Origin of the sequence: Krasilnikovia sp. MM14-A1259 (assembly GCF_047159535.1) — a bacterium.
Lineage (GTDB): Bacteria > Actinomycetota > Actinomycetes > Mycobacteriales > Micromonosporaceae > Actinoplanes.
Window position 1 is genome coordinate 7,485,827 of sequence record NZ_BAAGAJ010000002.1, and the last position, 13,407, is coordinate 7,499,233.

The following is a 13,407-nucleotide window of genomic DNA, read 5'->3' on the forward strand; positions in this document are numbered from 1 at the left end:
ACGGCGGTCGTGGTTGCCTGGGGGGTGGGGTTGTGGGCGATGCCGCCGGCCGGTGGGTTCCGGTCGGCGGCATCGTGATGTTGGTGTGTTTGGTCAGGCGAGTTTGATGTTGAAGATGGGGTTGGCGGCGAGTTTGCGGAAGGTGGTGAGGCTGGTTGCTGAGCTGTTGATGCTGATGTCGCGGTCGCCGAAGGCGTCGTTCTTGGTGTCGAAGTAGACGATGGCCTTGATGGCGGGTCGCTTGGCGAGTTCGGGCAGGACGCTGTTGAACTGGGCGGTCTTGTCGGTGGCTTTGCCGACGCGGTGGTAGGCGCCCCATTCGGCGATCATGATGGGCTTGCTGGGGTGCTTGGTGGTGGCCCACTGGTACCAGCCCTGGCCGCCGTTCTTGGCCTTGCGGTCGAGCAGGTCGTTGAATTTGCCGTAGTGGTAGTAGCCCTTTTCGGCGGACACGTAGGAGTCGAGGCCGATCCAGTCGACGACGTCGTCGCCGGGGTAGAGGTCTTTCCACCAGGACTGGGCCATCCACTTTTCGTTGCCCATGTAGGCGACGACGTTGATGGCGTTGTTGATGCCCTTGGCGTGTAGGCGCTGGATGACGTGGCGGTAGGAGGCGGCGAAGTCCTTGGCGGTCATCCCGGAGCCGGCTTTGGGGTTGACGTCGTCCTCGGGTTCGTGGTTGAGGACCAGGAAGAACTTTTGGTTCGGGTAGGTCGCCTTGATGTGGGTGGCGAACTTGTCGATCCGGGCGTCGAGTTTGCCGGCGGCGACGTTGGCCCAGGTGGAGCCGTACTCGACGCGCCAGTTGAGGAGCAGGACCCGCGGGTTTTTCGGGTCGCGGGTCATCGCGATCTCGGCCGGGGTGGGGAACACCTCGTCGCCCTTGTGGTAGGTGTGGTAGATCGTCGAGGTGCGGCCGGACAGTTTTTCCCAGGTTTTGAGTTCCTGGTCGCGGGGCAGGGAGCTGAATCCGCCGGCGGCGGCGCCCCACAGCACCCCGCAGGACGGCACGAGCTTGTTGTTGGTGGTGCACTGCTTGGCGGGCTTCGGCGTGGCGGCGGGGGCGGCCTGCGCGGCGCCTGCGGCGCCGATGACGGCGGTGGTGCCGGCGAGCATCGCGCCGAGCATGGTCACGACCTTGTTCACCTTGCGGCCCAAGACGATGTCTCCCCCGAGTTGGTCCGGCCCATGTCAGCCGGTCACATGAAGGAGATTCGGGGTCGTGGGGTGTGGGTCCTGGTCCCGTGGGGGTGCCTGCGGGTTGCGGGTGGCGGGAAGCCTTGGATTCGGTGGTGGGTTGCCGATTTCGTGGCCGGAGACTGTCCTGGTGTCGGCCTGACTCTGTTCCTACATCCTGTAGGTCCAGTGTGGGTGCCGCCGTCCCGAACACACCCCTACCGCCATCAGCAGCACCAACGCGGCTTTCATACGCCCAGGCGCCATGACGCACCATCCGAGCGATGGCGGACGCGGCCAACGCACTCGAGTAGCTGCCCCGCACGCGCTTGCCCGGTCGGTCGAGGGCCTCAATACAAGCGTGCGTCGTACGATTGTTGGCTGTAGTAGCTGAGCGCGATGGGGGTTGGAATGGCAAGATCGAAGCCGCCGGCGCCCGAGGCAGGGCGCGGTGGGGGCGGTCGCCGACCACGCGGCGCGCTGGAGCGCGAGATCCTGGCCTGCCTAGCATCGGCCGGTCGGCCGCTGACCCCTGGCGAGGTGCTCGACAGTCTCGGCGAGGATCTCGCCTACACCACGGTCATGACGACACTTGCGCGGATGTTTGAGAAAGGACTGACCGTCCGGGAGACGGCGGGACGGGCATATGCGTACAGCGCGGCGCCCGACCCCGGCCCGGCGCAGGCGATCGCGGTCGCGACGCGTATGCACCGGCTGCTGATGGCGGGCGACGATCATGCTGGTGTGTTGGCGCACTTCGTGGCGGACCTCGGCCCGGAGGATGAGCGGCTACTCAGCGAACTGCTGGCGGACCTCAGATCAGGCGGCGACAGCAACCCGGGCGCGGGTGGCAAGCGTGCGCGTGGGGCGGGCCGCGACGATGCCCGTCGGCGTTCTGGCGGCACCCCGGGGGATGCCACCGAGAGGCCTACGGGAGCGGGAGGCTGACGATGGCATGGTTGGCGTGGTCACCACTGATGGCCAATCTCGCGCTCGGCCTGCTCGGGCCGTGGATCGCCCGTTCGCTCCCGCCGCGGGCCGCGGTGCGGTCGCTGCCGACCGCGATGGTCGTGGTGACGGTGGGCACGGGAGTCGTGCTGGCGGCGCTGGGCTTCCTCCTGCTGGCGCAGGTGCCCGAGGTGGCGTATCTCGGAAGCTGGTCCGCGCATCGCGTGGGTGATCAGCCGCCGGTGCCGGTGGCCGTCGAGGCGGCAGCCGGGGTGTGCGCTGTGGCGTTGTTCGGTTCCGGTGTGGTGGTGGCCGTGCGGGTCCTGGGCGAGCTGGCCCGGGCTGCCGGTGTGTGCCGTCGGTTGACTCCGGGCGTCGACGGGGTCGTGGTGGTGGCCGATGCGGTGCCGGACGCCTACGCCATCGGTGGCCTGCCAGGAACCGCGGGCCGCATCGTGGTGACCACGGCCCTGCTGCACACGCTCGACGATGACGAACGCCGTGCCGTTCTGGCCCACGAGGGTGCGCATCTGTCGGACCGCCATCATCTGTGGACCCAGCTGACCCGCCTTGTGGCCGCGGCCAACCCCGTACTGCGCCCCACCGCTCGCGCAGTTCGGTACGCGGTCGAGCGGGCTGCGGACGAGGCTGCGGCCAGCGAAGTGGGAAGCCGTCGCCTCGTCGCTGTCTCGCTGGCCCGGGCGGCCCTGGCGAAGGCGGCCGCGCGGCGGACTCCCACTGATCGTGCCCTCGTCGGCACCCCCGTTGTCCTCCCAGCCACCGACGGACAGATCGCCCGGCGCGCCGCGGCGCTGTTGGCGCCGGCGCCGCGACCGAGGCGCCTGCTGGGCGCGGCCCTGCTGGTGTTGACCGCAATCACGCTCGTGGGCTCCTCGGCCACCGCAGACCAGTTGGACGACCGCCTTGACCGAGCCGAGGTGCCCGTGGTCCTGGGCGCCGCTGCTGAGGCGGGCGCACACCCAGCACGACTGCATCACGGCACCGACCCGTCCGCGGTGACGTGCCGCCTACCCCCTCGAGTAGGCGGCACGTCACCGGTGGGCACGTCGCTGCGGTGTCCCTCAGTTATGCGGCTGATTCAGGGCTGATTCGAGAGCCCGCATCGCGGCCGTACAGTCGGCTTGTTTCGGGCTGCCGGCGCGCAGCGCCGTCAGGGCGCCATCGATCGCGTCGTCCAGTGCGTGCCAGTCCTTGGGTGAGCGTGGCTTCAGGCCCGCCTCCGCGGCATCCCACGCCACCTCAAGGTCTTTGATCCGCTTCTTCGCGCCGGCGAGGTCGCCGTTGACGGTCTTCGTGTTCACGTCGTCGACGATGACGGCGAACGACGTCAGGTCACCGAGCTTTGCGGACACCACGTGCCGTGCCTTCGTACCCGGTGCAGCAGCCGGACCATGCGCAGTGGTCGTGGTCCCGGCGGTGCCGGCGACCGTGCTGGCGGCGGCGGGTGTTCCCTTGGGGACTCCGATCGACAGCCAGCTACCGAATCCGACCACGGCGGCTATGCCGGCTGCGGCCCACACCAGGTCGGAACGCCGGCCGAGGCCCGGACTTCCCTTGCCGGCCACGGGGTCCGCGCCCGCTCGCCGGGCCCGGGTCGACACCACCTGTTCGCGGGCGACGAGGGCGACGATGACGGCGAAGAACAGGAAGCTGGTTCGGTTGGCGCCGAGGCCGAGACCTCCGAGTGTGCGGTCCTGGGTGAGCAGGTCACCGATCGAGGCGCCCATCGGTCGGGTCAGGATGTACGCGGCCCAGAACGCCAGCACCTGCCATGCCTGAACCCGCCAGAGCGCGAGGGTGACGAGGAAGGCGCCGCCGAAGATCAGGGAACCGTTGCGGAAGCCCAGGTTCAGCGCTTCCGTTGCGAGGTCGCCGGCCGCGGTACCCAGCGCAAAGGTGGTCAGGATGGCCGCCCAGTAGAACGCCTCCCGGCGGGGCGTGTTGATGGCGGTGATCGACAGGGTCATCTCCTGGCGGTACCAGACGACGAACACCACGGCCAGGATCACCGCGAACAGCGCTGTGCTGGCGTACAGGCTCACCCCGAGGGTGTCGGTGAGAAAGTCGGTGATCTGTGTGCCGGAGATGCTCACCAGCACGACGCACAGCCAGTAGGTCCAGGGCGTGTACTGGCGTGTTCTCCATTGCGCCACCAGGGCGACGGCCAGGACGGCGAAGACCAGGGTGTCGGTGACTGCCGGGCCCAGACCGACGTTGACCGCAAGGTAGTCGGCGAAGGTCTCACCAACCGTGGTCGAGAGGATCTTGACGACCCAGAAGATCGCGGTGACCGTCGGCACCTTGTTCGCCATCGATCGTGCCCTACGGGCAGCAATGGTGGACGCCATACGCACGCTCCAGACAGAAGGGACGCCGTCGCCGGCGAGGTTGGGCCGGCCTGGCAATGCAGGGCGGGCCGCGCCAAATACTACTCACATAAGTAGTAGCAATCCCATGGTTCCATGCCGCGCCGCGCCGCGGCGCGTCCTGCTGGACCACCGAAGTCAGCCGTTTCGGCGGTGCTTGCTCGACCGGACGGCCGCCGATCTTCCGTGTCTTTCGGCAGGCCGGGGGCCAAGTGCAGAGGTATGCCGTGCGCTGTCGTCCAGGTGCCCCTGATGGCGGCGTCGTGGATGAAGGCCTTCGCGGCTCGAGGTCAGCGCGTCCGGTCGTGCCCGATCCTTGCCGCCGCCGCGATGCCATGGTCGCGCAGCGGTCCGACGTCCAGGCCGCGGGCGCGACAGGCGACGAGAAGCCCTGGCAGTGCGGCCACGGTGGCTTCCCAGCATCGGGGTACGGCGGCGTGGTCGCTGTCGTGCAGCAGGATGGTGCTGCCGTCGACCGGGTGCCACAGCACGCTGCGGGCGATCGAGTCCGGGGTGGCCTTCCGGGTCCAGTCGCGCCCCCAGTGGGTCCATAGGACCGGTGTCAATCCGAGCTGCCGGGCCGCGTGGAGCGCTGCAGTGGTGGCCACCCCGTAGGGCGGCCGCCACCAGCGCGGGGTGGTACCGGCGACCTCGGTGATCACCTCCGCTGCCCGGGTGATGTCGGCGCGGGTCGCGGCCGGACTGCGGCGCAGCAGCAGCCGGTGTTCGTGACCGTGCACGGCGACCTCATGGCCGGCGGCGACGATGGCCCGTGCTACCCGGGGATGTTCGCGGACCATCCGGCCGAGGAGGAAGAACGTCGCCCGGACGCCGGCGTTCTCCAGTATCCGCAGCACCTGCGGGGTCGCCTCCGGGTGAGGGCCGTCGTCGAAGGTCAGCGCCACGTGGCCCGGGCTTCCGCGTCCGGAGAGTCCGGGCCACAGCGTGCGGCGCAGCGGGCCGACGGCCGTGACCGCGGGCGCGGCTTGCGCGGCCAGCAGCGCCGACGCTGCCACCGCAGCCGCTGTGCCCGCGCGCCGGAGCCCACTCATGCGTACACCGCCGTGGTCGGGCGGTCGAGGGCCGGGTGACCGGCGAGGCCGGCGATGATGGTCGCGGTCTCGGGTGCTGCGCACAGCTGCAGGTACGCCCGGTGCTGACGCGCCCGCAGGTCGCTGTGGGCGGCCGCGGTCAGCGCGCCCGCGAGGTCGCGGGGATTGCGGGGCCACAGCGAGAGGCCGAGTTCCTCCAGTACGGACGCGTTGGCGACGCCGTGGCCGGGCAGGCACCGGTAGCTGATCACGGGTACGCCGCTGGCCATCGCCTCCAGGCTGGACAGCGCGCCCGCGTTGTGCACGACGACGTCGGCGGTGCGCAGCAGCGTTGGCATGTCGTCGACCCAGCCCAGCGCCAGTGCGTGTCCCGTTGCGGCGAGACGGCGGCGCAGCGCGCCGTTACGGCCGCAGATCACCACGGGAAGCATGGTCCCGGTGGCGGCGATGTCGCGTACGGTCGCGCCGATGTCACCGACGCCCCACGAGCCTGCGACCACAACGGCCAGCGGAGTGTGCGGCGGAAGACCGAACTGCTGCCGTGCCGCCGCCGCTTCGCCCGGCTGGTGGCTCGGCCGGAATGCGGAGTTGACGATCGGGCTGATCGTCACCCCCGCGCCGCCCAGAGCCGTGACGGCGGCCGTGGCGTGACAGCTGGCGGCGAGGTGCACGTCGACTCCCTCGGCCACACACAGGGGGTGCACGGATGGATCGGTCATGACCGCGGCCACGGGCGCGGCCAGCTGACCGGTGCGCCGCAGCCGTCCGAGTACCTGGCTGGCCAACGGGTAGGTGGATACCACAGCGGCCGTGGCAGGGTGCACGGCGGCGCGCATCCGGCCGGCCGCCGCAGCGTACGACAAGGCCGCCGCGCCCAGAGCGACCCGCCGGCCGGCCACGGCTCGCAGCAGCCAACCCCACGTCGCGGGAACGTATCGCAGCTGCGACGCGTAGCTGTCGCGCAGCCGCGTCCCCCAGCGCGGCGGCAGCAGGTCGAGGAAGTCGCACCGGTCGATCGCGAAGCCGAGAGTGTTCAGGCGCTGGCTGATCACGTCAGCCGCCCCATCGTGTCCGCCACCGATGCTCGCCGACATGATCATGATCCGGGGCCGGCTGCGCGCGGACCGGTCGCTGGGCCCGGCGACGTGTGTGGCGCTCGCGGGCACCGTGTCGGCTGTCATGGCCGCAAGGCTGACGGGCGGCGCCTGAGAAAACCCTGAACCCGACCGCGCAGATCGGGGTGACCGCCCCCGGCAGGCCGGCAGCCTGCCCGATCAGCCGCTTTCAGCCCGCGCTCAGCTCGCCAGACTTAGGGTGTCGTCGCTGACGACGGGAGGAGGGGTCTGGGATGGGCCTGCGACAGCTGGCCAGGAGGCGGCCACGCTTCGGGGTGCGGATGCGCTCGGCGCTGGCCGCCGCGGCGGTGGTCGCGGTCGCCTCGGCCCTCTCCGGCGGCGCACTGCTCGCGATCACCAGGCAGATCCTGCTGGACAACGTCAACACGGCTGCCCAGGACCGTACCGGTCAGGTTGTCGCCGCCGTGCGCGGCACCGACCCGAATGCGCTCGCGGCGGTGCTGCGGCCGGGCCCGCGCCAGCGCACGATTGTGCAGGTGCTGGACGAGGCCGGCCGGGTCGTCGCCGCCTCGGACGCGATCGCGGGGGCGCCCGCGATCTCGCCGTTGCGCCCCGCCGCTGGTCAGCGCCGCGCCGAGACCCGGCGGCTGGCCGAGGCGCACGACGACCCGTTCCGCATCGTGGCGGCCGGTGTCGACACCGCGGCCGGACCGCGGGCCGTGCTGGTGGGGGAGTCGTTGGACACCGTCGACGACGGCACCGAAGCGGTCATTGCGGCGCTGCTCGTCGGCTTTCCGGTGCTCGCGCTCGTGGTAGGAGCGGCGACTTTCTTCTTCGTGGGGCGCACCCTGCAACCGGTGGAGGCGATGCGCCGCCAAGCCGCCACCATCACCTCCCGGAACCTGCACACCCGGCTGCCGGTACCGGCGGTCGACGACGAGGTCGCCGCGCTCGCCCAGACCATGAACACCATGCTCGACCGCATCGAGACCGCCTCCGCGGCCCAGCGCCGGTTCGTCGCGGACGCCAGCCACGAGCTGCGCAGTCCACTGGCCACCATCCGGGCCAATGTCGAGCTGCTCGAGGCCACCGGCGCGGTGGAGCCGGCCGCGCGCCCGGTGCACCGTATCCACGAGGAATCCACCCGCATGGCCCGCCTCGTCGAGGATCTGCTGCTGCTCGCCCGCGCGGACGACCACGGCCTGCGGCTGCGCCGCGAGGACGTCGACCTCGACGACCTCGTGTATGCCGAACGCGAGCGGATCGCGCTGCAACACCCCGGCCTTCGGGTGGATGGCGAGGTCCACCCGGTACGGGTCCGCGGCGACGCCGACGCGTTACAGCGGGCCTTGCGCAACCTCGTCGACAACGCGACCCGGCACGCCCGTGAACGGGTCAGCATCACTCTGCTCGCCGACCGTACGCGGGCGCAGATCGTCGTCGCGAACGACGGCGCCCCGATCGCCGCAGCCGACCGTACGCGGATCTTTGACCGGTTCGTCCGGCTGGACGGCAGCCGTTCCCGGACGGGCGGTGGCGCCGGTCTCGGACTGCCGATCGCCCACGAACTCATCGCTGCCCACGGCGGCACCTTGGCCGTCGATGACCGCAACGACGGCGCGGCTATGCGGGTACGGCTCCCCCTCGAGTCGGATTCATCGAATTCTCAGGAATCCGCGCCTACGGTGCACCCGTAGCCGGCACGCGCAAGGCCCACATCGACACCCGCCGCCGCGGGCGGGGCACCGACCGCCCGAGGACGGGTGGGAGACTCCGACCGACCGAGAGGCGGCATATGCCCAGCGACCCCACGTACGCCCTCGGCCCGGCTTTCCTCGACCCTCAAAACCTCATCACCGCATTCGGCGTGCTCGGGATCCTTGTCGTGGTATTCGCCGAATCCGGGCTGCTGATCGGGTTCTTCCTGCCCGGTGACTCCCTGCTGTTCACCACCGGTCTGCTCATCGCCGCTGACACCTACCTGCACCTGCCACTCTGGGTCGCCTGCCTGTTGATTTCGCTGGCGGCGATCCTGGGCGACCAGGTCGGCTATCTGCTCGGCCGACGATTTGGGAGCACATTGTTCCGCCGGCCGAAGTCCCGGATTTTCACGCCGCAGCACCTGGCCAGGTCTCGGGAGTTCTTCCGGCACCACGGAGCACGCTCGATCGTGCTCGCCCGGTTCGTGCCGATCGTTCGCACCTTCACCCCGATCGTGGCCGGCGCCAGCGACATGCCATATCGACCGTTCCTGCTCTACAACGTTATCGGCGGTGTCACGTGGGCCTGCGGCGTCACCGTGCTGGGCGCACTCCTCGGCCGGGTGGCGTTCGTCCGTTCGCATATCGAGCTGATCCTGGCCGGAATCGTCGCCGGGTCGCTGGCGCCGATCGCTGTCGAAGCACTCCGAGCCCGCCGGCGTACCGTGGGCTAGCAGGAGCTGCAGCCTTCCCGGTGTAGCGGCCGACATGGCCGGGATCGGCGTTCCACCATCAGCAGGTTCCGGAGGGCGCCCCGGAAGCCACACCGATGAAGCTATCGGCCGGACTGCCGCAGGAACAGCGCGAGCGTGGCGTCGTGGAGCGTCCAGATCCTCAGCGGCTGGTACCGGTTGCGGAGCGCGCGCAAATCCGGCCGCGCCGCGGCCGGGTCGGGCTCAGTTCCGTAAGCGAACAGCCAGATCCGCGTGGCGTGGCCAAGGTGCTCGCCGGGGTCTGAGTATTCCTCGGCGAGCAGTGTGCCCACGTCGGCAGCCGAGCGCTGCAACAGCAGGTCACGAGGCCTGCCCGGATCGTGGCGCAAGTAGTACTCCAGGCCGGTGCGCATCGTCCTCGACCGGGCCGTGTAGATGATCCCGTCACCGGGCTCCTGGAAGCGGCCGACGAGCTGCGCAGCGGTGCGGTAGTCACTGCCGATCTTGGCCGTCGCGCCGCGCACGGCCCGTTGATCCGGGAGGACCGCGAGGCCGAGCACCGCGAGCGCGGTCACAAGCTGCAGTGCGACGGTGCAGCGGCTGCGCCACCCGGCCGAAGAGTAGCCCGCGCCGGTCGGCTGGACGGGCGCGGCGGGGGCGGGGCCCGGGCCGAACGGCTGTACCAGCCCGGCTGCCGCCAGCAGTGCCAGCGGTGCGAGCACGATCAGCAGGTACCGGACGACCCAGTACGGTGCGACCAGCACCGACAGGGTTGCGAGGACGGCGACCGGCACGAGCGCCATGACCGTCAACTCCGTGACGTGCCGGCGTGGTTGCCAGACCGCGAGGATCGCCAGCCCGATCAGCAGCCATCCGGCGGGTACCGAACCGAGCAGCATGCCGGGCAACCCCAACAGCGCGCCTGGAGTCAGTGGCTTGACCCAAAACAACTGCGTGTCTCGCTCGTGCAGTCCCAGCCACAGCAGCGGTGTCAGGGCGGCCAGCGCGCACCCGACCGTTGTGCCCCAGGCGATCAGGATGCGCCGGGTGCGGTGCTGGGCGATGACGACCAGGTGCGCGGCGAGGGTGGTGAGGGCGATGACGTGGCTGAGTCCGAGCAGCAGGACTGTTGTGCCGTAGGCGATCCAGCGGGCGGGTCGCGGCTGGTGCACGGCCCGGTGCAGGAGAAGCAGGGCCAGCAGGGCGAAGAAGCAGGCGAATGCGTACGGGCGGGCCTCGGCGGCGTAGCGGGAAGTGTTCGGCATCAGGCACAGCAGCAGGCCGGCGACCGTGCCGGTGAGTGGTCCGAAGTAGCGGCGGCCGAGTTCGCCGGTCAGGGCGACCGCGGTACCCATCGCGAGAATCGACGGCAGGCGTAGGGCGATCTCGCTGGTGCCCGCGAGCGCGGTCCAGTAGTGGATGAACAGGTAGTAGGCGCCGAAGACGGCGTCGACCTGATGGATCAGGTGCCACAGTTGGGCCGGGGTCCGCGTCGCGGCGTCCGCTGTCGCGATCTCGTCCCAGCTCAGCACGGGACGCCCGGCCTGGATCAGGGCGATCCCGATCATGAGCAGGCCCGGACCTACCGACGGGCCGAGAAGCGTCAGCCAGTGCGGTACGCCCCGGCGGGTGCGGATACCCATCCGGTCCGGCAGCGGCCGTATCCGCCACGGGGCGGCAACCCTCCGGCTGCCCTTCAATCTCATCTGTTGGACCATCGGCTTCATTCCTCTGTCCTGGCACTCGCCGATGGTCAATGCACCAGATCGCGCTTGGACGATGATGAGTAGGTCAGTGCCTGTATCCGCGATACCGTTCGAGGCCGACGCGGGCTGTGCCGGTCAGGGCCGGAACACCCGCAGGCGGCGTTCACGGTTGGCTCGTCAGACCCTCGTGAAATGATCTTGCGCCGCGTTTCGTGCCCATGACCTTCGATCGGGTGTTCAGCTCCCGCCGCAGCGCTACAGCCGGGCCGTGCCCTGGATTCACCCCCATCGGGATTGAGTCGGTACCCGGTGCCGCGGACGGTCTCGATCGCCGCGCGGCCGAACGGGTGGTCGATCTTCTTGCGCAGGTAGCCGATGTAGACCTCGACGATGTGCGGATCTCCGGAGAAGTGCGCGTCCCACACATTCTCGATGATTGCCCGCTTGGTCACCGGGTTTCCCCGATGCCGCATGAGGAATTCCAGCATGGCGAACTCCCGTGGAGTCACCGCGATGGTGGTGGCACTGCGGCCCACGCGCCGCTGCGCTGGATCGTGGGTGAGATCCCCGGCGGTCAGCCCGGCGGGCCGTTCGGGGGCGCCGCGCCGGATAGGGCGCGCAGCCGCGCGAGGAGCAGGATGAAAGAGCCCTTCCGCCCCGTCGTGGGGCGTGTCGACCGCGTACCCCGCCCGGCCGAGACCGTCGCGCAAGGTCTCGGCCAGCGCCACTTCGTCCTCGACCACCAGTACCCGCATGGAACGCTCCCGCTGATCGGCGTCACATGGCGACGCGGGGTGACAACGACGGGCCACAGGCAGAATAGTCACTGCTTGCCGGGCGGCAACACGATGTTCATAGGTGCGCTACCCTGACAACTCCTCCTGATCCAACGCTGCGGCAGGAAGGCGGTTACCCGATGCCGTACCGGGACGGGACCGGCCGTCAGCATCGGGAGCTGACCCGTTGCGAGGACCGATAGGACGTCGGACTGCTCCCGTCGCCCAAACTGACGAACTTCGGTGGCGTGGCCATCCCTGAAATGCTTGGGGCGACACAAATGAGTGAACCGGCAGCACTGTGTTCAGCGTTCTCTCAGCGAAGTCTCGGCAGGGTTCTTCCAATGATCAATAGATGCAACAGCAGGATTGCGCAGAACCGGCCAACGGCTATTTTGGAGCGTGAGTCGGCTTCGGCTCCTTACTCGCGATTCGGCAGCCATCCGCCTGGGGGCGAGATCAGGCGGGTGAGGTTGCGGTGCCACCGGCGGGGACGCGTCGCCCTGACGCTGGCCGCGGGTTTGGCGCTGGCGCTTGCCGGCTGCGCCGCGCGGGTGGTGCCCTCCGCGCCCGCCGTCGTGGCGGCGGCGCCCGCCCCGGCCACCAAAGTGCTGATGATCATGGAGGAGAACCACGAGTACGGCGACATCATCGGCGACCCGGAAGCCCGATACATCAACCAGCTCGCGAGCCGATATGGCACCGCACGCCGCGTCGATGCCGGCTACCCGCGTGCGTGTCCGTCCCTGGCGGCCTATGTCTTGCTCACCAGCGGATCCACCCACGGCATCTGCGACGACAAGGCACCCAAGTACCACCCGCTTACCGGCGACAATCTCTTCCACCAGGTCACGGCCAGTGGCCGCGAGTGGCGCGACTACGCCGAGTCCGCCCCGGGCACCTGCGTTCTGGCCAACGCTCACCAGGGCCGGTATCTCGTCCGGCACGTCCCGGCCGCCTACTACACGCTCGACCGTGCCGAGTGCACCAAGTGGGCGGTGCCGCTGGGTCACCCGGGGGCTGGTGCACTGCACTCCGATGTCGCCGCCGGGACCCTGCCGGCGTTTGGTCTGGTCAGCCCGGACGCCTGCCACGACATGCACGGTGCAGCGCCCTGCCCGCTGTCGCGTACCGCTAATGGCGATCGCTGGCTGCGGGACTGGATTCCACAGATTCTGGCCGGGCCGGACTACCGGGCCGGGCACCTCGTTGTGATCATCACGTGGGACGAGGGAAGCGACGCCGACAACCACATCCCCACGGTTGTGATCGCTCCCGGGACGAGCCACGTGACCGCGGATGAGGCGTACACCCACTGCTCCACCCTGCGAACCGTCGAGGACCTGCTGCGGCTGCCGGCCCTGGGATGCGCCCGGACCACCCACTCGATGATCTCTGCCTTCCGGCTGTAACCCGTGGCCGGGTCTACTCGTCTCGGCTTGTGCAAGCCTTTACGGCCCTTGAGGCGTACCTTACGGAAGCGTAGAGGCTTGCCGTGCTGGTCGCGCTTCCGCCGCGAACTGGGTGATCGTGCGGACGCAGCTGGGCCGCGGTGCGGTTCTGTCGCATACGCCGGTGTCCTGACCGGGGCCTGTGGGATCCGTGAGGTGCCGGGCTCCTGGCGCGACGACCAGGCTGGCTCAGCGGATAGCGGGGGAAACGCGCACCATGGCCGTGTCGGCGTCTTCGGGGGTTGTCGCAGTTCAGGACGGACCGAGATGGTTGGTGAAATAACGAGGATGTCGCCCGTTTCGCGGGGGCGGACTTCAATGGCGCACTGCACTGCACTGCACTGCACTGCACGGCAGCGCGCAGCCGGGTCGTGGCGCCGGCACGGAGCGGTCAGCCAGCCCTTCCGGCGACGAGGTTGTCC

11 protein-coding genes are annotated in these 13,407 nt (G+C 69.7%); 5 read left to right on the top strand and 6 right to left on the bottom strand.

Annotated elements, in window-relative coordinates:
- Positions 1-93: 93 nt before the first annotated feature.
- Positions 94-1,158 carry a glycoside hydrolase family 26 protein gene (locus ACMCNK_RS33945; RefSeq protein ID WP_412740411.1) on the bottom strand — a complete coding sequence of 355 codons (1,065 nt, stop codon included), beginning with the start codon at positions 1,156-1,158 and terminating at the stop codon, positions 94-96.
- A gap of 429 nt (positions 1,159-1,587) precedes the next feature.
- Here ACMCNK_RS33945 and ACMCNK_RS33950 point away from each other — a divergent pair, with 429 nt between their 5' ends.
- Together ACMCNK_RS33950 and ACMCNK_RS33955 are read left to right on the top strand one after the other, a co-directional pair.
- Positions 1,588-2,124 (top strand): BlaI/MecI/CopY family transcriptional regulator, encoded by a 537-nt coding sequence (locus tag ACMCNK_RS33950; protein ID WP_412740412.1) that lies wholly within the window; start codon positions 1,588-1,590, stop codon positions 2,122-2,124.
- A 2-nt stretch (positions 2,125-2,126) separates the two neighbouring features.
- Complete coding sequence (locus tag ACMCNK_RS33955) at positions 2,127-3,233, top strand: M56 family metallopeptidase (protein WP_412740413.1); 1,107 nt, start codon at positions 2,127-2,129, stop codon at positions 3,231-3,233.
- Here ACMCNK_RS33955 and ACMCNK_RS33960 read toward each other — a convergent pair.
- From ACMCNK_RS33960 to ACMCNK_RS33970, 3 genes are all read right to left on the bottom strand, one after another.
- Complete coding sequence (locus ACMCNK_RS33960; RefSeq protein WP_412740414.1) at positions 3,207-4,457, bottom strand: hypothetical protein; 1,251 nt, start codon at positions 4,455-4,457, stop codon at positions 3,207-3,209. The genes ACMCNK_RS33955 and ACMCNK_RS33960 overlap by 27 nt on opposite strands.
- Before the next feature lie 344 nt (positions 4,458-4,801).
- Positions 4,802-5,563: a polysaccharide deacetylase family protein gene (locus ACMCNK_RS33965; protein ID WP_412740415.1), complete on the bottom strand. Its 762-nt coding sequence runs from the start codon at positions 5,561-5,563 to the stop codon at positions 4,802-4,804.
- Positions 5,560-6,744 (bottom strand): glycosyltransferase, encoded by a 1,185-nt coding sequence (locus ACMCNK_RS33970; RefSeq protein WP_412740416.1) that lies wholly within the window; start codon positions 6,742-6,744, stop codon positions 5,560-5,562. Before ACMCNK_RS33970 ends, ACMCNK_RS33965 begins: the two co-directional genes overlap by 4 nt.
- 167 nt (positions 6,745-6,911) lie before the next feature.
- Here ACMCNK_RS33970 and ACMCNK_RS33975 point away from each other — a divergent pair, with 167 nt between their 5' ends.
- Together ACMCNK_RS33975 and ACMCNK_RS33980 are read left to right on the top strand one after the other, a co-directional pair.
- Positions 6,912-8,336, top strand: a complete 1,425-nt coding sequence (locus tag ACMCNK_RS33975; RefSeq protein ID WP_412740417.1) for a sensor histidine kinase — start codon at positions 6,912-6,914, stop codon at positions 8,334-8,336.
- A gap of 98 nt (positions 8,337-8,434) precedes the next feature.
- Positions 8,435-9,073 (top strand): DedA family protein, encoded by a 639-nt coding sequence (locus ACMCNK_RS33980; protein ID WP_412740418.1) that lies wholly within the window; start codon positions 8,435-8,437, stop codon positions 9,071-9,073.
- Between the two features lie 101 nt (positions 9,074-9,174).
- Here the strand turns inward: ACMCNK_RS33980 and ACMCNK_RS33985 are convergent, their stop codons facing one another.
- Positions 9,175-10,758 (bottom strand): glycosyltransferase family 39 protein, encoded by a 1,584-nt coding sequence (locus ACMCNK_RS33985; protein ID WP_412740419.1) that lies wholly within the window; start codon positions 10,756-10,758, stop codon positions 9,175-9,177.
- 47 nt (positions 10,759-10,805) lie between these two features.
- Complete coding sequence (locus ACMCNK_RS33990) at positions 10,806-11,513, bottom strand: DNA-binding response regulator (protein WP_412740420.1); 708 nt, start codon at positions 11,511-11,513, stop codon at positions 10,806-10,808.
- Between the two features lie 488 nt (positions 11,514-12,001).
- On the opposite strand from ACMCNK_RS33990, the gene ACMCNK_RS33995 reads away from it, so the two are divergent.
- Positions 12,002-12,946: an alkaline phosphatase family protein gene (locus ACMCNK_RS33995; protein WP_412740421.1), complete on the top strand. Its 945-nt coding sequence runs from the start codon at positions 12,002-12,004 to the stop codon at positions 12,944-12,946.
- Positions 12,947-13,407 lie beyond the last annotated feature (461 nt).

What these genes read in the sequence shown, in the direction of transcription:
- ACMCNK_RS33975 (WP_412740417.1), top strand. Translation starts at nt 6,912, where the DNA reads ATGGGCCTGCGACAGCTGGCCAGGAGGCGGCCACGCTTCGGGGTGCGG.
- ACMCNK_RS33960 (WP_412740414.1), bottom strand. Translation starts at nt 4,457, where the DNA reads ATGGCGAACAAGGTGCCGACGGTCACCGCGATCTTCTGGGTCGTCAAG.
- ACMCNK_RS33985 (WP_412740419.1), bottom strand. Translation starts at nt 10,758, where the DNA reads ATGAGATTGAAGGGCAGCCGGAGGGTTGCCGCCCCGTGGCGGATACGG.
- ACMCNK_RS33990 (WP_412740420.1), bottom strand. Translation starts at nt 11,513, where the DNA reads ATGCGGGTACTGGTGGTCGAGGACGAAGTGGCGCTGGCCGAGACCTTG.
- ACMCNK_RS33965 (WP_412740415.1), bottom strand. Translation starts at nt 5,563, where the DNA reads ATGAGTGGGCTCCGGCGCGCGGGCACAGCGGCTGCGGTGGCAGCGTCG.
- ACMCNK_RS33970 (WP_412740416.1), bottom strand. Translation starts at nt 6,744, where the DNA reads ATGACAGCCGACACGGTGCCCGCGAGCGCCACACACGTCGCCGGGCCC.
- ACMCNK_RS33980 (WP_412740418.1), top strand. Translation starts at nt 8,435, where the DNA reads ATGCCCAGCGACCCCACGTACGCCCTCGGCCCGGCTTTCCTCGACCCT.
- ACMCNK_RS33955 (WP_412740413.1), top strand. Translation starts at nt 2,127, where the DNA reads ATGGCATGGTTGGCGTGGTCACCACTGATGGCCAATCTCGCGCTCGGC.
- ACMCNK_RS33950 (WP_412740412.1), top strand. Translation starts at nt 1,588, where the DNA reads ATGGCAAGATCGAAGCCGCCGGCGCCCGAGGCAGGGCGCGGTGGGGGC.